We start from the raw sequence: 21,089 nt of genomic DNA, 5'->3' as shown, positions 1-21,089 counted from the left end.
CTTACAGACCTTTCTTGCCGCGGACGGCCTTCAAAAGAATGGGAAGAGCGGCCAGAAGACACAGGCCAAGGATCGGGAACAGGATGGCGGGTTCGAAAATGATGCCAAGGTTCGGCGTCTCACCACGTTCGAACACTTCACCCAGCCCGGCACCGACAGATGTATAGACAACCGCACCCGGGATAATGCCAAGGAAGGTCGAAATGACGAACCGGCGCAGCGGCACATCAAGAAAGGACGGCACAAGGTTCGCCATGAAGAACGGGACAGCAGGGACAAGGCGGATCAGGAACAACATTGACCACTGGTTTTCGTCGATACCGTCCTTTATCTTTTTGACGATACCGTCCGACCCTTCAAGCTTGGCCCCCAGTTTTTCGCCAAAACCCCAACGGGCGGCAAGGAAAATCGCGGTTGCGCCAATGGTCGCACCAGTCACGTTGTACAATGCCCCGGGGAAGGTCGCGAACAGGAACCCCCCGGTCAGCGTTGCTACGGTTGCGCCGGGTAGGGAAAAGGCGACGATGACAATGTAGGCAAGGATGAACAAGGCGACCGTCAGCACGTAGTTGTTGTCACGAAAGGCCAGCAATGTCTCACGATTGTCGCGCAATGCGTCAAACGTCAGATAGTCCCGCAGGAAATAGGCCCCAAGGATCGCTACAAGAGCGATGATGATAATGGGAAGCCGTTTGATAAAGGCGTTTTGTTCTCTGTCTGGCATATCGGTCATGTCTTTCACCTTGGGAGGGAACGTCTGGGAGTGCACTCTAATTGACCGATCACCCTGCGTCAGGATACCCCGATCACGCGCGGTTGATCGCGTCGTGTGCAATCTGTGCGCGCAGACGGGCTTTCGATCACAAACTGTAACATTTCCCCGCCGTCATTTCTGCCGATTGTTGCAAAAACCTGGCCCCGTTTGCGTTGACACATGGGGGCCGCCCGCTTAAAGGACGGGTCTGATGACATTCACGGGCCGCGAATCCATTCGGGATTTGCCCCATAGCCACCAAAGGACACGCCATGAAGCGCACGTTCCAACCATCCAACCGGGTTCGCAAGAACCGTCACGGCTTTCGTGCACGTATGGCCACGAAGGCTGGCCGCAAGATCCTGAACAACCGCCGCGCCAAAGGCCGCGCGAAGCTGAGCGCGTAAGCGCCCTCTACGGTCTTGACAGATTTGGAACCGCCGGTGCCTGCGAACAGCACACCGGCGGTTTCCGTTTGTCTGGAGGTCCTGACGAAACGATCCGATTTCGTCGCCGCCAGCAACGCCAAGCGCTTTGGCACCCCCGGCATCCACCTGCAGGCGCGCCAGACCGGTGGCGAAACGATCCGCGTCGGGTTCACCTGCTCCAGGAAGGTCGGAGATGCCGTGGCCCGCAACCGCGCCAAACGGCGTTTGCGCGAAGTCGCCCGCCTGATCCTGCCGGAACACGGGCGCAAAGGCTGGGATTACGTGCTTGTGGGTCGCAAAGACGACACAGCGACACTACCTTTCAAGCAACTGCAATCGGACCTGATCCGTGCGTTGAAAAAGGTGCACGCATGACTCCCCTCGCCCACATCGTGTCATGGCCGGTCAAAGCTTATCGGCTGATCCTGTCGCCATGGGTCGGGCACGGGTGCCGGTTTCAGCCGACCTGCTCGGCCTACGCGCTCGAAGCGCTCGAAAAACACGGCGGGCTCAAAGGCACATGGCTGACCATCCGCCGGATCGGCCGCTGTCATCCGTGGGGCGGCTCGGGCGTGGACAATGTGCCTGACTAGGGCGTGATCCGCTGATCCCCGTCTGAAAGGTTTTGCCGGGTGCCCAGCGCCGTGTGGGATTTGCCAGCCAGCGTTCCGACCAAATCCTGATAGAACCGGCCATCCTGGAAATACCAGTTGTGCGACAATGTCGTGCCCCGCTTATGCTGCGGAAATACGCTGTGATAGCGATCGCCACAGGACACATCCCTGAACGTCGGCGCGGGTCCCGGCTTGATCCCGTGACGACCAGAACGACTTGTGCCGAAATTGACGATCTTGCCAGAGACATCCAACACCTCGTCGTGCGCCGAAAAATAATGCGTCAATCGGTTGCAACGCTGCTGCATGACAAGCGATCCCCAGGCGCCATTGATCATCCAGTTCTGATCGGCATCAGCAGCCACGAAAATGGCCTGATCGACCTTGCCCGGGAAGAATGCGTTGCCGACTTCGCCCCAGCCGCGCAGTGATACATACGCGCCCATTGAATGAGCCAGCAAATGGATCTTTGCCGACGGCTTGGCCTCGTGCAGCAATTTGATGCCGTCCAGCACCATATGGCGCGCCACAGCCTTTGCATCTGATCGGTCACGTCGATAGCCGGCGGACGACCCCTCTCCGTCACTGGGCCAATCAAAGGCAGCGACTGCCCCCTTGAAGGCCTGCTTCTTCAGCCCCGCCTTGATCGTCGCCAGCGATTTCAGCATCGTTGATTGCGCGGTGTTGAACCCATGTACATAGACGACAACATGGCCATTCGGACTCTGATCGTGGACAGCCTTTGCCCATTGCTGCGCTGTCAGCAGATGCCCACGCGCCGCCTGCCCGTCGGACGGACCAATGCCCACATAACGCGTGACAGAGGCCACATTGTTCGAAAACCGCCCTGTCTGGCTGTTGAAGGTGCGCCGCGAATAGAAATAGTCCATCTGAAAACTCCTCCTGAAATGCAGAGCAGTCTAGACGGGGTGGGCCGGTTCACGAAAGTCAGGGAAACCCTAGTTCAGTTTTTCAAAACTGATGATGACGTCGCCGATATCAATTCCATAACGTTTCACATAGGCACGGTTCAGCAAACGGTCCTCTGACTGCAGCCACATCCAGTCGTCAAACTGGACGCGCAACGTTTCAACTGTGCCGTCCGCGCTCGGAACCGGCAAATCGATCTCGTATTTCCAATTGAAGCGATTGTCCTGTTCAACACCATTGGCGACACCAATCACACCAGGTGCGGTGCCTTGCCAGGTGTCTTCGCCGGTCTTCACCAGCGTCCAGACCCGCTGTTCGGTTGCGCCGTCTTCATAAACGAAGTCTTCTACCAGTCGCAGGCGCTCCCCATCCCAGTCGCCCACGATTCTGACTTCAAAGCTGCGGCGCACGGTGCCAAGGATGTCCTGAAACTGGCCATACGCGACGAATTCCCCGTCAAAGAATTCTTCAAGGTCCAGTTTCTGCGATGACAGCGTCGGATCATCGAACGATGGCTTACCCGTGCAGGCCGCGATGAACAGAAAAGAAAGTAGGGCAAGAATGCGCATGGCGTGATCCTTTTACCTTTCTACGGAAGGTTACTTGGATCAGACCACTTTCGGCACGTCTTTCAGATAAAGCAGTCGCGGATCGGTCTGATCACCGTAGTTGCAGCGATCATCCCGGCCAAATGTCCAGCCACCGAACAGGCGCACGGACGCATAAATCGCCCATTTGCGAATTGCGCCGACATTGGCAGTCGTCATCGCCGCGAACATGATGTCATCCGCGAACTTGCGATCCTTGGGATCGGGGCGCGCACCCTCCACCTCGTTCCAGGCGACATACAGGTAATCATGCACCACAGCGGCCTCCAGCCAAGGTCCGGCGCGGCTCACGAACAGACGGAACACCCATGGCACGCTTGTCAGATCGGTGATAAAACCAAAGGGCACAGTGACGATCCCGCAGTCACCATCGTCGGATTCCCAATGAACAGTCTTATCGGCACCCAGCAGATAGACATCCATATCATCCTTGCGGTTCAGCAACTCCTCTTGCGGACGAAACAAGATCAGATCGTCCACGAATGTAAGGTTCGTGATCCTGACGCGCCCCTCCGGATAGGGGTTTTCGCGATGAATCGGGCCGACAAAGCACTGCATGGAAAAATCTCCTTGGCGATGGATGAAATGAAAGCTAGGGCATGAAACATGCTTGATGATAACGAAATTCACCCGCTTTTTCACGGGGCACCTTCAACGACAGAGTTCAAGAAACTCCGCAAACGGATCGTGCGCTATGCCCGCGAGGCGATCGAGCAATACGGTATGATCGAACGTGATGCCCGTTGGCTGGTGTGCCTGTCAGGCGGCAAGGACAGCTATACGCTGCTTGCGGTGTTGTACGAACTGCAATGGCGCGGCCTGTTGCCCGTTGACCTGCTCGCTTGCAATCTGGATCAGGGACAGCCGGGATTTCCGGCGACGGTCCTGCCGGAATTCCTTGAAAAGATGGGCGTCCCGCACCGGATCGAATATCAGGACACCTATTCCATCGTCATGGACAAGGTGCCCGAAGGGCGCACATTCTGCGCACTCTGCTCGCGTTTGCGGCGTGGAAACCTCTACCGGATCGCACGCGAAGAAGGGTGCAGCGCCGTCGTACTTGGCCATCATCGCGATGATATCCTTGAAACTTTCTTCATGAACCTTTTCCACGGCGGACGTCTCGCGACGATGCCACCAAAACTGGTAAACGAGGAAGGTGACCTCTTCGTTTACCGCCCGCTCGCGCATGTGGCAGAGGTTGATTGCGAAAAATTTGCGACGGCGATGAACTACCCGATCATCCCCTGTGACCTTTGCGGGTCTCAGGACGGGTTGCAGCGCCAACAGGTCAAACAAATCCTCGACGGATGGGAAAAGAACTCCCCTGGACGCAGGCAGGTCATGTTCCGCAGCCTGATGAATGCGCGGCCCAGCCACCTGCTGGACCCGAAACTGTTCGATTTCGCCGGTCTGACACTTGGTCACAATTCCCCCGAATCCGCTTGACCTTTCCCGCCCCAGCAGGTTGAACCAACCCCACGTTTTTAGGCAGATGGACGGCATTCCGAATGGACGAGCAAAATAGAAACCTGATCCTCGCGACAGCGTTGAGTTTCCTTGTGATCCTCGTCTGGTTCTGGCTGTTTCCACCCGAAGAACCGGTTGAACCGGTCGCCGGGGACACCGCGACAGAGCAGCTTGACCCGGCCGTGCCGACAGCAACCACCAACGAGGCGACAAGTGAAACTGTCGCGCCGACGGCCAGCGAAGCCGCAGAAGCACCTCGCGTCGCCGTCGAAACCGGGGAATTCACCGGTTCCGTATCATTGCAAGGTGCGCGGATCGACGATCTGTCGCTCACGAACTACCGCCAGACGATCGAACCGAATTCTGACATTGTGCGCCTGCTGAAACCCGTGGGCGAAAACGATGCCTATTCCGCCGTCTTCGGCTGGACAGGTGACGCCGACGTCGTGCCAAACGATGAAACCATTTGGACCCTCTCCGAAGGCGAAACACTGACGCCGGATACCCCGATCACACTGACGTGGGACAACGGGCAAGGGCAGGTTTTCACGACAAAAATCTCGGTCGATGAAACATTTATGTTCACGTACGAGCAAAGCGTCGCAAACGCCGCTGAGGCGACCTTCTCCTCGCGTCCCTATGGCCTTCTGCGCCGTCATTCCGAACCCGACAACCTCAAGAACTTCTTCATTTTGCACGAAGGTCTTGTGCGGATGGCGGACGGCGAGTTGACCGAGGTCGATTATGACGACGTCGTGGACTTTGGCCGCAGCGCTGACGAAGCCAAGGTCGATGTCTCTGAAAATGGCTGGATCGGTTGGACAGACCACTATTGGATGACAACGCTGATCCCCGATCAAAGTGCCCCGTTCACCGCGAACGTGCGCTATTTCGAAAGCCGCGATATCTATCAGGCAGAAGCGATCATGCCGCAACAGGACGTGGCCTCCGGTGCCTCTGCAACGGTCACGACCCGCCTGTTCGCTGGCGCAAAGGAATGGGAAGCCATCCGCGAATACCAGAACGATGAAAGCGTCGACGGGTTCATCGACAGCATCGACTGGGGCTGGTTCTTCTTCCTGACCAAGCCGATCTTCGCGCTGCTGCATTGGCTGAACGCCGTCATCGGCAACATGGGCTGGGCGATTATCGCGCTGACCGTGATCCTCAAGGCAATCGTGCTGCCGCTGGCCTATAAATCCTACGTCTCCATGGCGCGGATGAAGGAACTGCAGCCCGAAATGGAAGCCCTGAAGGAAAAGCATGGCGAAGACCGCACCGCCATGCAGCAGGGCATGATGAAGCTCTACAAGGAAAAGAAGGTCAATCCGGCGGCGGGCTGTCTGCCGATCCTGATCCAGATTCCGATCTTCTTCTCGCTCTACAAGGTGATCTTCGTCACCATCGAACTGCGCCACGCGCCGTGGTTCGGCTGGATCAGAGACCTGTCAGCGCCTGACCCGTCAACGATTTTCAACCTGTTCGGCATTCTGCCGTGGGATGCGCTGCCGCAGGATTCGTTCCTGTCGCTCATTTTCATCGGGATCCTGCCGATCCTGCTGGGTATTTCGATGTGGCTCCAGCAAAAGCTGAACCCGGCCCCCACCGACCCGACACAGCAGATGATCTTTGCGTGGATGCCGTGGGTCTTCATGTTCATGCTGGGCAGCTTTGCCTCCGGTCTGGTCATCTACTGGATTGCGAACAACACGATCACGTTCATCCAGCAGTACGCCATCATGCGCAGCCACGGTGCCAAGCCTGACGTCTTCGGCAACATCAAATCCGGTTTCAACAAAAAGAAAGAAGCCGAAGCGGCCAAGGACAAATAGATGATCACTGTCGCCTCCCTCTGGCGGCACCCGATCAAGAGCCACGGTCGCGAGGCACTTGAAAGCGTGACGCTGTTGCAGGGACAGACCATGCCTTTTGACAGGCACTGGGCGGTGACACATGAAAAAACGCACTTTGATTCCGCAGATCCCAAGTGGGAAAAGTGCCGGAATTTCATGATCGGCACACTTGTTCCGGGGCTGGCGGGTATCTGGGCGCGCTTGGATGACGCGACAAACGTCATGGAACTGCGCCACGTCGATCTGGGCACGATCAGCTTCAACCCCGATACGGCCGATGGGACCGCCGCGTTCCTGAATTGGGTCGCCCCGCTGACGTCGCATGTGTCCGCCAAACCGACCAACCTCGTTTCCACCCCCGGACGCGGGATGACGGACACGCCCTTTCCATCCGTGTCGATCATGAACATGGCCAGCCACCGCGCCGTTGGCGACAAGATCGGCCAAGACCTCGAATTCGAACGCTGGCGGGGAAATATTTGGCTGGATGGACCAGATGCATGGGCCGAATGGGACTGGATCGGTAAGGACATCGCCATCGGCGACGCTGTTCTGCACGTCCAAGATCGTTGCACCCGCTGCAACCACACAAAGGCGAATCCGGTCACCGGTCTGCGGGATATCGATACGCTTTCTGCGCTGAGAAATGGCTGGGACCACACCGATTTCGGCGTCTACTGCACCGTCATCCAAAGCGGCAAGGTCAGCCTTGGCGACACAGCAGAGGTTCTCTGATGCAACTTCCCTTCCCCGAAGTCGAAACACCAGATGATGCCAGCCTTGAAAAGGGTCGGCTTCTTTTTGCGGGTGAGACGGAATTCATCAAAGGCGTGGTGGCGATGGACGGCCTGCCCGATCCGGACCGTGTCGAAGTGTGCTTTGCCGGTCGCTCGAACGTCGGGAAATCGTCATTGATCAACGCGCTCACAGGGCGCAAGGGACTGGCGCGCGCGTCCAACACACCGGGACGCACGCAAGAAATCAACTTTTTTACCGCCGGCGACATCTATGTCGTTGACCTTCCGGGCTACGGTTTTGCGAATGCGCCGGTTGCTGTTGTCGAAAAATGGCAGCGTCTGCTGAAACAATACCTGCAAGGGCGACAAACGCTCCGCCGTGTTTTCGTTTTGATTGACGCCCGGCACGGGGCCAAGGCGGTGGACGAAGAAATCATGTCGCTGCTCGATGCCTCTGCGGTGACGTTTCAGGTCGTCATGACCAAGATTGACAAGGTCAAAGGCAAAGCGCTTGATGAATCGCTGGCCAAGACGCGTGCGGCATTGGCCAAGCACCCGGCCGCCTACCCGGAGCTGATCCTGACCAGTTCTGACAAGGGGATCGGGATCGCCACGCTGCGCGCAGTCATTGCAGGGATCGAAGGATGAGGACGCAAGACATGAACCGCGACTGGATCGGCACCGCCGCCACACTATCCAACGCACTACCCTATCTGCAGCGTTACAAGGGCGCGACCGTTGTCATCAAGCTGGGCGGGCACGCCATGGGCAGCGATGAAGGCATGCACAGCTTTGCCCGCGATGTCGCCCTCATGCAGCAGGTCGGCGTCAATCCGGTGGTGGTGCACGGCGGCGGGCCGATGATCAATCAGATGCTCGACAAGCTGGGGATCAAATCCGAATTCGTGAACGGCAAACGGGTGACGGACGAAGCGACGATCGAAGTCGTGGAAATGGTACTGGCCGGCAGCGTGAACAGCCGCATCGTGCAAGCAATTTCCGAAGAAGGCGGCAAGGCGGTCGGCGTGTCCGGCAAGGACGCCAACCTGATGATCTGCGAAACAACCGACCCCGCGCTCGGGCTCGTCGGGACACCGACAGAGGTTGACGTGACCATCATTCGCGATTTGCACGCAGCCAAGGCAATTCCAGTCATTGCGCCTCTTGGGATGGGGCGGAATGGCGAAACCTTCAATATCAACGGCGATACCGCCGCCGGTGCCATTGCCGGGGCCTTGAAGGCAGACCGCTTGCTGCTGCTCACAGACGTAAGTGGCGTCAAGAACAAGGACGGCGAAGTGCTGACCGAAATTGACGCAGGCCAGATCGCGGCGATGATCGCGGATGGGACGATTGCAGGTGGCATGATCCCCAAGACCGAAACCGCAACCACGGCGATTGCAGAAGGCGTGCGGGGTGTGGTCATCCTTGACGGGCGGGCACCAAACGCGTGCCTGCTGGAATTGTTCACAGATCACGGCGCAGGATCGCTCATCCGCACACCAAGATAGGCCCGACCTGACGTCCTGTCTTCGATATGCAACGGTTAGCATGCGCCACTTGAGGAGAAACCGATGATGTTTCGCACCGCAGCACTACTCGTCACGCTTGGCTCTACACCGGCTCTTGCCGTGGACAGCTGCATGGTTGGCACATGGGAAGCGGACGGCGCGGATATGGCCGCGGTGATGGCCACGCAGATGGGTGGCGGTGCGACACACATCGCAGGACGGGCGAGCCTTGAGATCACCGACACCGGGGTCATGACACTGCTGGCAGAGGACATGACCTTTGCCGTGCAGATGGCGAACATGCCCGCAATCGACGTGACCGTGACCGGCTATGCGCAGGGCGCGATGAACGCTGAAGACGGGCGCACCTACGTCGCCAACGCGCCGGAATACTCTCTGGTTGGGTCGGCAAACGTGCTGGGCGAACGCATGGAAATCCCTGTAACCTCGGCAAGTGGCAGCTGGGGCACATCGCAGGGCACATACAGTTGCGACGCTACCTCCATGTCATTCGAAGCCGATCAGCTTGGATCGATCCCGCGCATTTGGCGACGCTTCCGCTGAATGTGACTGGTCACTGACAAAGGGTGCGCATACGCTGATGCGTGTGACACTCTCCGCACTCTCTCAGGCGCTCGCACCGCATCATTTGATCGCTCTCGGACATGCACAGCATGCAGACGGGACGCTGGTGCTGATCGGCCCCGACGAACCGACGTTCTGGGACCATTTCACGCAAAGCGCGGAATACACTGATGGTCAGGCGCACGCGCTGGATCGCTGGTCTACACGGGTGCTGCCGCCAATAGCGCAGGACCTTGAAGGCGAAGTCTACTTCCCCTTCGGCGGGCCACCCTATCACCCGTTTCAAAGCTGGGCGCTGGAAACCGGGCGGTTTTTCACATCGCCGATCGGTTTTCTGGTCCACGAAACGCGGGGATTGTTCGCTTCTTTCCGCGGGGCTGTTCTGCTGCCCGAAACCGTGTCTGCCTCGCCCGGCCAAAACCCCTGCTCCCCCTGCGCGGCACCCTGCAAGACCGCTTGCCCCGTCGGAGCGTTCGCGGACGGCTACAACGTCGCTGCCTGCAAGGCGCATATCAACAGCCCCGCAGGGCGCGACTGCATTACCGACGGCTGCCGGGCGCGGCGCGCCTGCCCCGTCTACCAAGGCAACCGCCCACCTGCCCAAGCCCAATTCCATATGGAGGCTTTTCGATGAAGCGCCTGATCCTGATACGCCACGCCAAATCCGGCTGGGATGATCCCATGGCCGACGATCACGACCGGGTGCTGACAGAACGCGGGCGCACTGCCGCAAAGTCAATCGGTGAATGGCTCGCGGCGCAGGGATATGTGCCGGATGTCATGCTGGTCTCTGACGCGGCGCGCACTGTTGAAACGCACAGGCACATTTGCGACGGGCTGGGACAGACCCCGAAAACCTCGTTTCATCCTACGCTTTATCACGCGGCACCCGACACGATCCTCGATCTTGCCATGCGTCAGCCAGACGAAACGATTGCAGTGATCGCTCACAACCCGGGGATCGCAATGGCCGCCCACGGGCTGGTCAGGACGCGGCCACGCCACAGCCGTTTCAGCGACTATCCGACCTGTGCGACGACTGTCATTGATTTTGAAGGCGACATCCGCGTGAACCAGGGAACCTGCATCGATTTCACCGTGCCACGCGATTTGACAGACTAAGGGCCGCAGCATCGCGCTACGGCCCATGATTGTGTCACTTGGCGCGTGGATCAGTGCCCAAGGATCTGGCTCAAGAAGAGCTGGGTGCGCTCGGACTTAGGATTGTTAAAGAACTCTTCCGGCTCGTTCTGCTCAACAATCTGGCCTTGGTCCATAAAGATGACGCGGTTGGCGACCTGACGGGCAAAACCCATCTCGTGCGTGACGCACAACATGGTCATGCCTTCCTCGGCCAGCTCGATCATCGTATCAAGCACTTCCTTGATCATCTCGGGGTCAAGCGCAGAGGTCGGTTCGTCGAACAGCATGATGCGCGGCTTCATGCACAGCGACCGGGCAATCGCGACACGCTGCTGCTGGCCACCGGACAACTGGCCGGGATACTTGTCAGCCTGCTCGGGGATTTTCACCTTCTCAAGGAAATGCATCGCGATTTCCTCGGCTTCCCTTTTGGGTGTCTTGCGCACCCAGATCGGGGCAAGCGTGCAGTTCTCAAGAATGGTCAGATGCGGGAACAGGTTGAAGTGCTGAAAGCACATGCCAACCTCCGACCGGATCTTGTCGATATTCTTGAGATCGGACGACAGTTCGGTGCCATCCACGATGATTTGGCCAGACTGATGTTCTTCCAGACGGTTAATGCAGCGGATCAGCGTGGACTTACCCGAACCAGAGGGACCACAGATAACGATACGCTCGCCTCGGTTCACGGTCAGATTGATGTCGCGCAGCACATGGAAGGTGCCGTACCACTTGTTCATCTGGTTGATCTGGATGGCAATCTCGTCAGAGACTTGCATGTTCGAACGATCAATTTGACGATCGGTTACGAGTTCAGACATTTCACATGCCTCCCTTAACGGTTTTCGCGCTGGAGTTTTCTTTCCAGCCAGAGTGAGTAACGGCCCATGCTAAAGCAGAAGATAAAGAACATGACGCCAATGAAGAGGAACAATTCCCAGTAAATGCCATTCCAGTCGGTCGACGCACGGATCGCATTCGACAGACCAATCGGGTCAAGAAGACCGATGAACAGCACAAGGGTCGTATCCTTGAACAGACCGATGAAGGTATTCACGATGCCTGGAATCGAGATTTTCAACGCTTGCGGCAGGATGATCAGCTGCATGGACTGCCAGTAATTCAGACCAAGACTGTCGCCACCCTCGTACTGGCCCTTTGGCAAGGCCGCCAAACCACCCCGGATAACTTCGGCGATATAGGCCGCCGAAAAGAGCGTCACCATGATGATCACGCGCAGCATCAGGTCAAAGTTCGTGCCAGGTGGCAAGAAATAGTTCAGCAGCAGCGACGCCGTGAACAGCCAGACGATCAGCGGAACGCCCCGGATAACCTCGATAAAGACGACCGCCGAATACTTGATGATCGGCAGGTCGGACTGGCGCGCAAGCGCAAGCAGAATACCCAGCGGCAATGACAGAATGATCGCCGCGATCCCGATGACGACTGACAGGGTAAACCCGCCAAAGTCCTTGGATTGGACAAACTCCAGACCGATGGGTGCGAGCATGTTCAGAAGGCCAATGAGTGGTCCGGCAAGCGTGAAAAAGAACAGGATCGGGACCAGAATGGCTGCAAGCGTCCCCAGCAGACTGCTCACTTGAGAGAGCAAGCGCATGGCGACATACCCAAGGACAAACCCAAGCCCGACGACAATCGGTCCCCAGATCGACCCGCCCCAAAGCAGCATGTACATCAGGAACGGTGCGATCAGCGTGCCAATCATCATCTGACGTGGCAGCTTGTCGAATAGGACAGGCGCGATGCCCACCAGAAAGACGATAAGCGCCAGAACCGGACGCCAATAGGCATCACTGGGGTAGAATCCGAAAATCAACTGCTGCCAGCGATCTGTCAAAACAGCGAAACAGGCAGCCGATGCATCCTCGCCAATCGTGGCATTACGGATTTCACGGCATTCGCTCAGCGATCCGGCATCCCAGATCCCGTTCATCAGCCAGGGGCCGATGTGGATCACGACCCAATAGATCACATACAGCGAAATCAGCGTCAGCAGGCCGTTCAACGGGCTGGAGAACAGGCTCTCGCGCATCCACTTTATAACGCCGACTTCGGTGACCGGTGGTGCCGCTTCCGGCAACATCGTGTCACGAACGTATGAAACGGTTTGTGCGTGTGTCTCTGACATCCTACCGCTCCTGAAGCTGGGTTGAGTTGTTGTAGATGTTCATCACGGCTGAAATCAGCAGGGACAGCGTCAGATAGAACAGGCCCAAAAGCAGCATGCCCTCCAACTCACGACCGGTCTGGTTGATCGTGATCCCGCCCAAAGTGGCGCGCACGTCCATGTAGCCTACGGCAATCGCCAGTGATGAGTTCTTGGTCAGGTTCAGGTACTGCGAAATCAGCGGTGGAATGATGACCCGCAATGCCTGTGGCAGGATCACAAGGTTCATCGTCCGGCTCGGCTGAATACCCAGCGCAAAGGCAGCTTCCGTCTGGCCCTTGCTGACTGCCAGAATACCGGCCCGCACCACTTCGGCGATGAACGCGCCGGTATAAAGCGACAATGCAAGCCAAAGGGCGATCAGCGAATTGCGCAGGTGCATCCCGCCACTGAAGTTGAAACCGCTCAGTGAAGGATAGTTGATTGTTGCGCCCATCAGGTACATCGCGATAGCGGTCGGAATGACCCAGATGGCAAGGCGAATGTGCCATGTCGTCGGCAGGACGCCAGTGTCGATCTGGGTCTGCAAGGCCCTTCGTTTCACGGCCCTTGCCCCGAAAAAGGAGATGGCCAAGGTGCCGAGTATGACCATCCAGTCGATAAATCCGGACTGAACAGCGGCAACATAGGTCCGTGCGGGCAGCGTGGTGAATGACATCCACGTGCGCACGAGAATTCCATCATCGCGCACTTCAGCGCGGCGTCGATCTTTCCAGGCATCAAGATTGGCGACGGTTTCAGAGGCCGATAATGTGGTGGACGGACCATTCGCGAACAGAAGTGCCGGGATATAGACGCCACGGTTCGTCACCGCGACCGAGTCAAAGAGCGACATGCTCGCTTCTGGGTTATCACCCCGGAATTTATTGGGTGCCGGCATGCTTTCGGTCATGATTGCAAAGATCAGGATAATCCAAAGCAGCAATGGCACGTTGCGGAAGCCTTCGACGTAGACCGCCATCAGCTTGTTGACGATCCAGTTCTTGGACAGGCGCAGAACACCGGCAATCACACCCAGAACGGTGGCGGTGATGCACCCAAGTGCCGCGACCAGCAGCGTGTTGAGAATGCCGACAAGCGCCGCGCGCCCGTGTGTCTGCTGGTTGTCGTAGTCGACAAGCATCTGGTTGATGTCATAACCCGCGACGCTGCGAACGAACCCGAAATTGAAGTCTTTGCCCAGCGCCTGAAGGTTGTCGATCGTGTTGTTCACAAGCCATCCCATACCTAGAAGGATCAGAATGGCAGCGATGACCTGGATCGTGATCGATCGATAGCGGGTATCATATAAAAGCTGGCTCGGCCGAAATGATCCTTTCGGCGGGTCTGTCAACGTAGACATATATATCTCCCTGGCTCCCGTTCAGCGTTGCGTGCGCTTCGATTTTTCGAATGTCAGCACGCGCGGGAAGCGCCTTTTTCGTAACAAAGTACTTATTGGGAAAGGGCCCGGTCATCAGACCGGGCCCTTGCCTTTGGATCAGATCTTAGCGGAACGGTGGAGAGTAGATAAGACCACCCTCTGTCCACTGTGCGTTCAGACCACGTGCAAGACCGATTGGTGTGTTTTCACCAATGTTCTTTTCGAACAGCTCGCCGTAGTTGCCGCCAGCAGCAATCGCATTGACCGCCCAGTTTGGCTCCAGACCGATCATCGCGCCCAGCTCACCTTCGGTGCCCAGAAGACGGTTCACTTCAGGGTTGTTGCCAGCTGCAGCAGCAAGCTCTGCAACGTTCGCAGACGATACGCCCAGTTCTTCAGCAGAGATCAGCGCGTTCAAAGTCCAGCGCACGATGTCAGCCCATTCGCTGTCGCCATGACGGACCAGCGGTCCGAGTGGCTCTTTCGAAATGATTTCGGGCAGCAGCACGTGCTCGCCCGGGTTTTCGAATGTCGCACGTGTCGCAGCCAGACCGGATGCGTCAGTCGTGTAGACGTCACATGCACCAGCCAGATACTGCTGCTGTGCCTCGGCGTTGGTTTCAATCGGCACCGGCTCGTAAGAGATGTTGTTGGTGCGGAAGAAATCAGCAAGGTTCAGTTCGGTCGTTGTACCTGTCTGAATGCAGACAGTCGCGCCGTCCAGTTCCGTTGCCGAGGAAACACCAAGCGCGGACGGAACCATGAAGCCCTGACCGTCATAGTAGTTCACGCCAACAAAATCGAATTTCAGGTCGGTATCACGAGAGAACGTCCATGTAGTGTTACGTGCCAGCATGTCGATCTCGCCGGATGCAAGCGCTGTAAAGCGCGTCTGGCCAGTTGTCGGAACGAACTCGACTGCTGTCGGGTCACCGAAGATGGCGGCAGCAACGGCACGGCATACGCCGACGTCAAAGCCTTCCCATACGCCAGATGCGTTGGGTGCGGCGAAACCGGTCAGACCAGTTGTCACACCACAGTTCAGCGATCCGCGTGCTTTGACGTCGTCAAGTGTTGCAGCAGATGCCGCTGCAGCGGACAGACCAGCAGCTGCCAGTACGCCGAAGAATACGGTTTTTTTCATGTTTACCTCTTCCTGAGTTTCCACGCCAAGTGAAAGCGCGGTATTTTTACGCCGTTCGACCAGCGCTCCCTATTTTCGAGAGGGGTTCCCCCCCATCGCGCACAGACTGTGCGGAATCACCGCGCCTCGTCAAGTCGAAGTGGCCGGAATCCAGCCATTCACACCTTAAAAAACGTAAATTTTCTTTAGATTTAAGACCGAGGTCTGCCTGACGCTAAGTTAAGCACATTCTGAAGAAATCGGCAGCCTGCACGAAGGCCGCGCGTTTTGTTTCGGCCAAATCGGTCGCCTCATCGTCCGCGCCCCACTGGCTGATCTGGTATTCTTCATCAACGCGCGAGACCGCCCATGCCTGATCCGGCGACAGGTGTTCGCGAATGACAGCGAGCGATAGCACCAGCGAACCTGACAGGCTGACCAAATCGTGAAATCCAGCCAGCTGAAAAGGCGTCTGTGCAGCGACCTCTTGCGTCAATCGGTCAAGCACCACGGGATCCTGCGGCACATGCATGACACCCTCCGCACTGACAAGCGGCGCGCGCAGTTCGGTCGCGGCCCAATCCAGCAAAGGATCCCACGCCTGACATTGCAATCCAATCAACGCATCAGGACCTGCTGCGCGGTAACACAGCAGATCGCTGTCGCCATAAGCTGCCAACATCTCCACCACTTCGGCTTTCTGGTGTGCGACTTTATCGATCGCTGCGTTCGCGCCGCGAGTCACCGGCATGCTCTGGGGATTGATCTTGTCGGTCTGCGCATCCCATTCGATCGCAATCGCATCCGCCATCCTCTGGGTGGGCACAATCAGTGCTGCCTTTGCAGGGGTCTTGACCATGCGCCCGTCCAGCGAGACGGAAAATCCGTCGTCAGCAGGAACAACCTCTGCGGACTTCCAGAAACGTTTTGCGGCCCATTCGCTCATGGTTACTCTTCCGGCATGTTGAACGGATCGACCGGCGCGTGACTGACGTGCCAGCCGACGAAATCCCACGTATGTTCCATATGCGGCGGCAATGGCGCAGTCAGATGCAGGATCGCCCCGGTCATCGGATGTTCGATGGTCAGCGAACGCGCGTGCAGGTGCATCCGGCGGCCGATCTCTTCGCCCATCCCGGCACCCCAACCATCGCCAAGGTTCTCTTGGCTCTGGCCACCATACTTGCCATCACCCACAATCGGATGGCCAAGCTCTGCCATATGGGCACGCAGCTGGTGCGTGCGACCGGTAATCGGCACAAGCGCGACCCAAGCAGCACGGCTCGCCAGTTTATCCATTACGGCATAATCAGTGACGGCACGTTTCGCGCCTTCGGTGCTGTCGATATCGCGAGGATGCACACAGCGCATGCGCTCGTTCTCGCCACCGCGTCCGCCGCCCGATTTCACAAGACCGTACTTGATTGTGCCCGCACGTGGATGCGGGACACCAGCGACGGCAGCCCAATAGATCTTACGGGTTTCGCGATGCTTCAGGTTTTCGGTCAGCCCCTTGGCCGCAAGGCGTGTGCGCGCCAACAGCAAGACACCGGACGTATCCTTGTCAAGCCGATGAACCAGTCGTGGCTTTTCCTCTAGATCGAACATCAGGGCTTCGGCCAACCCGTCCACGTGACGTGTGGTGTTGGTGCCACCCTGCGTCGCCAAGCCGGCGGGCTTGTTGATTGCGATGATATGGTCGTCCTTGTAGATCACACAGGACTGGATCAGCTTGGCATCGGCCTTTGTGACGCCGTGCTTCAGCAACGCACGGGACGCTTCGACATCCGCCTCGCTTGGCAGCGGCGGAATGCGGACGGTCTGTCCCACGTCCAGCCGGGTGTTGGATTTCACGCGGCCACCGTCGACGCGCAACTCGCCCTTGCGGCACATCTTCTCGATCCGCCCCTGGGTCAGATGCGGAAACAGACGGCGCAGATACCGGTCAAGCCGCTGGTCCGCGTCATCTGGGCCGATGGTCCGGGTTTGAACACCACTCATGCGTAAATCCCTCTGGCCAGCATCACGCCCGCCGCCAAGGCCGCAAGGGACAGGACAACAGACAATGCGACATAGGCCAGCGCCGCGCCAGACTGACCTCTTTCAAACAATGTAAAAGCTTCCAGTGAAAAGGCCGAAAACGTTGTAAATCCGCCAAGAACACCGGTCATCACAAATGGGTTCAAATGGGTCATCCCTTTCTGGAATGACCACACCACAAACGCACCCATGATGAACGATCCGATCACGTTGACCGCAATGATCGCGACCGGGAACCCTTCGCCCCAAACACGGATCAGCAAGACCCCCGTCAGAAAACGCAGGGCGGCACCGATAGCCCCACCAAGGGCGACATAAAGCGTTGTCATGAACATGGGCACGCCTTGGCCTCTTGCGCCGGTCTTGTCAATTGTTCCGCTTGGTTCGCAGCTTTGCAAAGTAGTCGACGCGCTTCTTCAATTCGCGTTCAAACCCACGATCGACAGGCATATAATAGACACCGCGCTTCATCTCGTCGGGAAAGTAGTTCTGCCCGCTGAACCCGTCTTCCGCGTCATGGTCATAGGCATAGTCGGCCCCATATCCCTGATCCTTCATCAAGGACGTCGGTGCATTCAGGATATGCTTGGGCGGCGGTTCTGATCCGGTTTGCTTTGCGGCTTTGACGGCAGCCTTGTAGGCGACATAGGTGGCATTCGATTTCGGGGCGAGCGCAAGATAGGTCACCGCCTGCGCCAAAGCCAGCTCGCCTTCGGGCGATCCAAGCCGTTCATAGGTTTCCCAGCTTTGAAGGCAGACGGCCTGTGCCTGCGGGTCGGCCAGACCAATATCCTCGACCGCCATGCGGGTGATGCGGCGGGCGAGAAAGCGTGGGTCTTCACCGCCAGCCAGCATGCGCGCGAACCAGTAAAGGGCGGCATCCGGGTCCGACCCCCGCACCGATTTGTGCAAGGCGGAAATCAGGTTGTAATGTTCCTCGCCGCCCTTGTCGTATTTGACAGCACGCTTCATCAGGCGGGATGCAAGCTGGTCCACTCCGACCTTGTCACCGGACCAGGCAGCAACCTGCTCGATCAGGTTCAGCAAAGCACGGCCATCACCATCGGCCATCTCCAGCAGGGCTTCGCGGGCGGGGCCATCCAGCGGCAAGGCCTTGCCCAACTCTTTCTCGGCCCGCTGTGCCAAGCGTTCCAGATCGGCAAGCGACAGACGCTGCAAAACCAGAACCTGCGACCGGCTCAGAACAGCGGCGTTCAGTTCGAAACTGGGGTTCTCGGTGGTGGCCCCGACAAGCAGAATGGTGCCATCCTCCATATGCGGCAGGAAACCATCCTGCTGGGCCTTGTTGAAACGGTGGATCTCATCGACGAACAACAGGGTGCCCTTGCCGTTCTGGCGACGCATCTTGGCGGCCTCAAAGACTTTGCGCAGTTCGGGAACACCCGTGAAAATAGCGGAAATCTGAACGAAATGCAGATCGGTCTCGTCGGCCAGCAAACGGGCGATCGTGGTCTTGCCGACGCCGGGCGGGCCCCAAAAGATCAGGGACGACAATGACCCGGCGGCCAGCATCGTCCCCAATGGCGCTTCCGGACCAAGCACCTGTTCCTGCCCGATGACCTCTGCCAGCGTCTTGGGCCGCAACCGGTCTGCCAGCGGTCGGGGCCCCGTGGATGCGGGCGTCGCAGAGGTGTCGAACAAATCAGCCATGCGGGCAACCTATGCTGCCCGCCAGCGCGATGGAAGTCAGTGCAGTTGCGTCGAGAAATCAATCCACACGGCCTGATAGTCGATGCCACCCATATTCATGTTGCGACCGGCAGCACGCATATCAAGTTTGCAGCGGGCGGCCCAGCGATCCCAATTCGACGGAAGCAGCGCAAGCATGGTGCGAATGCCCTCTTCACGCGACGTGCGCAGCATCTGCATGACCAGGCGCATCCGGACCTTGTGACGGATATTTGCAGGAATACCGGCCGCAACGAAACCGCGTGTGACCTCCCAGGTGCCTTCCTGCACGGGGGCTTCCTCGTACAAGAGATCAGTAGGAATGGAGTCGAGCAAGCCGTTCTGCGCATCCCGAATCATATAGCTATAGATGCCGCAGCGTGCGGTGGTCGGGGTCAGGCGAACTCCGGCCAGAACGCGTCCATCGTCGTCGTGGACGGCCAGCCAGCGGGATTGCGGGGTGTCATACTGGTCGTATTCCATCCCCATCGTCTCGGGCAAATCCCATTGGTTCCTGACGATAAATGACTCGCGCCGAGCGCGCAGAATATTCGCAAACAACTCCCCATGGTTGTGCAGATTTGCGAATGACAGCGTAGTACCTTGCATGTGTGTCTCCGGTGCAGGAATTTTAGGTTTCGTTAACCCTTCCGGCATATTCCCGAGAGACTGTCAGAGCAGACGATAATCCCGTGCACGTTGAATGGCCTCCGCCGTGGTGCGGGCAAGCAGACTTGCCCTGGCAGATGAGAGTCGCGCTTTCAGGGCACTCTCGGAAATATTCAACCGCGCAGCAGCAGCAGCGTGACGATCTCCCTCAGCAATACAGCGAAGGGCCTCGATTTGAGCATCCGTTAAGGATTCCGGTGGCTCAGTGATATTATGGAGTTGGCAAATGAGCTTTGCAAAAGCCTCCATCTCAGCGTCAGTAAACTCTCGATCTGCGCGAGCAGCAGATGCGATCGTGCGCGAGCTCATCGGTCCACAAGACACTGCGAAACCAAAATGCATACCAAATTCCCGCGCTTGGTCCAAAATTCCGAAAGGGTCCGGAATATCGATCTCACTCCAACGCTGTGTTCCGATCTGGCTTAGCCCCCAGGCGATGATCGGATCACGGAGCGCATATGCCTCCTCTGTATATAAGTCCGTCCAGCCTTTGGGATATGTCTGGTGATGCAGCAATGGCATCGCGAACCGGATATGCAGGGCAAAAAAGAATCCGCCGGGCGCCATATCCGAAAGGCGCGATGTGTAGTGATCAATACCAGACTGCAAAGACATGTCCTTTTAGACAAGTTGTGCAGAAATCAGTCAACCGTAAATCGTATTCGCATGAGTGGAGACACGCCGATGCCGAAAAAGAACTTCCCCGAAAACCTGAAAGGGTTGTCGGTAAAAGATGCCCGCCGCATCTTTGAATTCCTTGGAAAATCTGACGCTAGTTTACAGAAGTTTTCTGAAGAAATTGACGAAATTGAAGATTCAGAAAACGAAGATTAGAAAAAGTAAAAACCCCGCTCGAAAGCGGGGTCCTTAATTGACGCAAAGTCAATTCGATTTCTATTCCTCTACGGAAACTTCTTCTGCTTCAAGGCGTGCGCGATCGGCTGCGCCTTTGGCATCCGTATCACGGTCAACGAATTCGATGATCGCCATCGGCGCCATGTCGCCATAACGAAAGCCAGCCTTCATCACGCGGACGTAACCGCCCTGACGTTCGGCATAGCGTGGTCCCAGAACGTCGAACAGCTTTGCAACGTGCATGTCTTGCTTAAGACGGCTTGCAGCTTGACGGCGGGCGTGCAGATCGCCGCGCTTGCCCAACGTGATCAGCTTTTCGATAACGCGCTTGAGTTCTTTTGCCTTCGGCAATGTTGTCTTGATCTGCTCATGTTCGATGAGCGAGCCTGCCATGTTCGCAAACAGCGCCTTACGGTGCTCATGTGTGCGGTTGAGGCGGCGGTAACCACGTGCGTGACGCATTTGAGTGTCTCCTAGTGCTTTATACTTTGTGCAACGGTCTGATGCGTGCCAGCCGTATTATTGGAGC

27 protein-coding genes are annotated in these 21,089 nt (G+C 57.5%); 12 read left to right on the top strand and 15 right to left on the bottom strand.

Translation table 11 applies throughout. The features are described 5' to 3' along the window. Window position 1: 1 nt before the first annotated feature. The gene (locus tag BMY44_RS17815; protein WP_089997316.1) at window positions 2–733 is read right to left on the bottom strand and encodes a TVP38/TMEM64 family protein; all 732 of its coding nucleotides are present in this window, start codon (window positions 731–733) and stop codon (window positions 2–4) included. A 293-nt stretch (window positions 734–1,026) separates the two neighbouring features. On the opposite strand from BMY44_RS17815, the gene rpmH reads away from it, so the two are divergent. From rpmH to yidD, 3 genes are read left to right on the top strand one after another with little or no spacing between them, the layout of a single operon-like run. Next, window positions 1,027–1,161, top strand: a complete 135-nt coding sequence (rpmH, locus tag BMY44_RS17805; RefSeq protein ID WP_008231458.1) for a 50S ribosomal protein L34 — start codon at window positions 1,027–1,029, stop codon at window positions 1,159–1,161. Window positions 1,162–1,176: 15 nt separating this feature from the next. Then, complete coding sequence (rnpA, locus tag BMY44_RS17800) at window positions 1,177–1,557, top strand: ribonuclease P protein component (protein WP_089997314.1); 381 nt, start codon at window positions 1,177–1,179, stop codon at window positions 1,555–1,557. After that, window positions 1,554–1,775, top strand: coding sequence for a membrane protein insertion efficiency factor YidD (yidD, locus tag BMY44_RS17795; RefSeq protein WP_089997313.1), 222 nt, complete (start codon window positions 1,554–1,556; stop codon window positions 1,773–1,775). Before rnpA ends, yidD begins: the two co-directional genes overlap by 4 nt. Here yidD and BMY44_RS17790 read toward each other — a convergent pair. From BMY44_RS17790 to BMY44_RS17780, 3 genes are all read right to left on the bottom strand, one after another. Beyond that, window positions 1,772–2,686, bottom strand: coding sequence for an alpha/beta fold hydrolase (locus tag BMY44_RS17790; protein ID WP_089997312.1), 915 nt, complete (start codon window positions 2,684–2,686; stop codon window positions 1,772–1,774). The genes yidD and BMY44_RS17790 overlap by 4 nt on opposite strands. A gap of 69 nt (window positions 2,687–2,755) precedes the next feature. Next, window positions 2,756–3,295 (bottom strand): DUF3833 domain-containing protein, encoded by a 540-nt coding sequence (locus BMY44_RS17785; RefSeq protein ID WP_089997311.1) that lies wholly within the window; start codon window positions 3,293–3,295, stop codon window positions 2,756–2,758. Between the two features lie 39 nt (window positions 3,296–3,334). Beyond that, window positions 3,335–3,892: a DUF1353 domain-containing protein gene (locus BMY44_RS17780; RefSeq protein ID WP_089997310.1), complete on the bottom strand. Its 558-nt coding sequence runs from the start codon at window positions 3,890–3,892 to the stop codon at window positions 3,335–3,337. A gap of 48 nt (window positions 3,893–3,940) precedes the next feature. Here BMY44_RS17780 and ttcA point away from each other — a divergent pair, with 48 nt between their 5' ends. The 8 genes from ttcA to BMY44_RS17740 all read left to right on the top strand — a co-directional run bounded on the left by ttcA (window position 3,941) and on the right by BMY44_RS17740 (window position 10,612). Then, on the top strand, window positions 3,941–4,783 hold the full coding sequence (ttcA, locus tag BMY44_RS17775; protein WP_089997309.1) for a tRNA 2-thiocytidine(32) synthetase TtcA: 843 nt from the start codon (window positions 3,941–3,943) through the stop codon (window positions 4,781–4,783). Window positions 4,784–4,845: 62 nt separating this feature from the next. Next, window positions 4,846–6,636, top strand: coding sequence for a membrane protein insertase YidC (gene yidC / locus BMY44_RS17770; protein WP_089997308.1), 1,791 nt, complete (start codon window positions 4,846–4,848; stop codon window positions 6,634–6,636). Further along, window positions 6,637–7,392, top strand: coding sequence for an MOSC domain-containing protein (locus BMY44_RS17765; protein WP_089997307.1), 756 nt, complete (start codon window positions 6,637–6,639; stop codon window positions 7,390–7,392). Beyond that, window positions 7,392–8,042: a ribosome biogenesis GTP-binding protein YihA/YsxC gene (yihA, locus tag BMY44_RS17760; RefSeq protein WP_089997306.1), complete on the top strand. Its 651-nt coding sequence runs from the start codon at window positions 7,392–7,394 to the stop codon at window positions 8,040–8,042. Before BMY44_RS17765 ends, yihA begins: the two co-directional genes overlap by 1 nt. After that, complete coding sequence (gene argB / locus BMY44_RS17755) at window positions 8,039–8,905, top strand: acetylglutamate kinase (protein WP_207510590.1); 867 nt, start codon at window positions 8,039–8,041, stop codon at window positions 8,903–8,905. Before yihA ends, argB begins: the two co-directional genes overlap by 4 nt. Window positions 8,906–8,968: 63 nt before the next feature. Further along, window positions 8,969–9,469 carry a hypothetical protein gene (locus tag BMY44_RS17750; protein ID WP_089997305.1) on the top strand — a complete coding sequence of 167 codons (501 nt, stop codon included), beginning with the start codon at window positions 8,969–8,971 and terminating at the stop codon, window positions 9,467–9,469. After that, a complete protein-coding gene (locus BMY44_RS17745) occupies window positions 9,432–10,124 on the top strand; it encodes a ferredoxin (RefSeq protein ID WP_242650604.1) in 693 nt (230 codons plus the stop codon). Before BMY44_RS17750 ends, BMY44_RS17745 begins: the two co-directional genes overlap by 38 nt. Next, window positions 10,121–10,612 (top strand): SixA phosphatase family protein, encoded by a 492-nt coding sequence (locus tag BMY44_RS17740; RefSeq protein WP_089997304.1) that lies wholly within the window; start codon window positions 10,121–10,123, stop codon window positions 10,610–10,612. The genes BMY44_RS17745 and BMY44_RS17740 overlap by 4 nt, the downstream gene beginning before the upstream one ends. Window positions 10,613–10,662: 50 nt before the next feature. Here BMY44_RS17740 and BMY44_RS17735 read toward each other — a convergent pair whose 3' ends face one another. The 10 genes from BMY44_RS17735 to BMY44_RS17690 form a co-directional block, all read right to left on the bottom strand. Continuing rightward, complete coding sequence (locus tag BMY44_RS17735) at window positions 10,663–11,454, bottom strand: amino acid ABC transporter ATP-binding protein (protein WP_089997303.1); 792 nt, start codon at window positions 11,452–11,454, stop codon at window positions 10,663–10,665. Between the two features lie 14 nt (window positions 11,455–11,468). After that, complete coding sequence (locus BMY44_RS17730; RefSeq protein ID WP_089997302.1) at window positions 11,469–12,782, bottom strand: amino acid ABC transporter permease; 1,314 nt, start codon at window positions 12,780–12,782, stop codon at window positions 11,469–11,471. 1 nt (window position 12,783) lies between these two features. Next, entirely contained in the window at window positions 12,784–14,163 is a 1,380-nt protein-coding gene (locus BMY44_RS17725) for an amino acid ABC transporter permease (protein WP_089997301.1), read from the bottom strand. A gap of 145 nt (window positions 14,164–14,308) precedes the next feature. Then, complete coding sequence (locus BMY44_RS17720; protein ID WP_089997300.1) at window positions 14,309–15,328, bottom strand: amino acid ABC transporter substrate-binding protein; 1,020 nt, start codon at window positions 15,326–15,328, stop codon at window positions 14,309–14,311. A gap of 214 nt (window positions 15,329–15,542) precedes the next feature. Then, window positions 15,543–16,253 carry an ATP12 family chaperone protein gene (locus BMY44_RS17715; protein WP_089997299.1) on the bottom strand — a complete coding sequence of 237 codons (711 nt, stop codon included), beginning with the start codon at window positions 16,251–16,253 and terminating at the stop codon, window positions 15,543–15,545. Window positions 16,254–16,255: 2 nt separating this feature from the next. Continuing rightward, entirely contained in the window at window positions 16,256–17,308 is a 1,053-nt protein-coding gene (locus BMY44_RS17710; RefSeq protein WP_089997298.1) for an RluA family pseudouridine synthase, read from the bottom strand. Beyond that, complete coding sequence (gene crcB / locus BMY44_RS17705; protein WP_089997297.1) at window positions 17,305–17,682, bottom strand: fluoride efflux transporter CrcB; 378 nt, start codon at window positions 17,680–17,682, stop codon at window positions 17,305–17,307. The genes BMY44_RS17710 and crcB overlap by 4 nt, the downstream gene beginning before the upstream one ends. A 31-nt stretch (window positions 17,683–17,713) precedes the next feature. Beyond that, window positions 17,714–19,018 carry a replication-associated recombination protein A gene (locus tag BMY44_RS17700; protein ID WP_089997296.1) on the bottom strand — a complete coding sequence of 435 codons (1,305 nt, stop codon included), beginning with the start codon at window positions 19,016–19,018 and terminating at the stop codon, window positions 17,714–17,716. 36 nt (window positions 19,019–19,054) lie between these two features. Beyond that, window positions 19,055–19,645, bottom strand: a complete 591-nt coding sequence (locus BMY44_RS17695; RefSeq protein ID WP_089997295.1) for an acyl-homoserine-lactone synthase — start codon at window positions 19,643–19,645, stop codon at window positions 19,055–19,057. Window positions 19,646–19,708: 63 nt separating this feature from the next. Then, window positions 19,709–20,320: an autoinducer binding domain-containing protein gene (locus BMY44_RS17690; protein WP_089997294.1), complete on the bottom strand. Its 612-nt coding sequence runs from the start codon at window positions 20,318–20,320 to the stop codon at window positions 19,709–19,711. A gap of 69 nt (window positions 20,321–20,389) precedes the next feature. Here BMY44_RS17690 and BMY44_RS18260 point away from each other — a divergent pair, with 69 nt between their 5' ends. After that, window positions 20,390–20,539: a hypothetical protein gene (locus tag BMY44_RS18260; RefSeq protein WP_165611880.1), complete on the top strand. Its 150-nt coding sequence runs from the start codon at window positions 20,390–20,392 to the stop codon at window positions 20,537–20,539. A 60-nt stretch (window positions 20,540–20,599) separates the two neighbouring features. Here BMY44_RS18260 and rplQ read toward each other — a convergent pair whose 3' ends face one another. Beyond that, window positions 20,600–21,022 carry a 50S ribosomal protein L17 gene (gene rplQ / locus BMY44_RS17685; protein WP_089997293.1) on the bottom strand — a complete coding sequence of 141 codons (423 nt, stop codon included), beginning with the start codon at window positions 21,020–21,022 and terminating at the stop codon, window positions 20,600–20,602. Window positions 21,023–21,089 lie beyond the last annotated feature (67 nt).

This window comes from Cognatiyoonia koreensis, assembly GCF_900109295.1.
Lineage (GTDB): Bacteria > Pseudomonadota > Alphaproteobacteria > Rhodobacterales > Rhodobacteraceae > Cognatiyoonia > Cognatiyoonia koreensis.
This window is presented reverse-complemented; position numbering and strand designations above follow the sequence as displayed.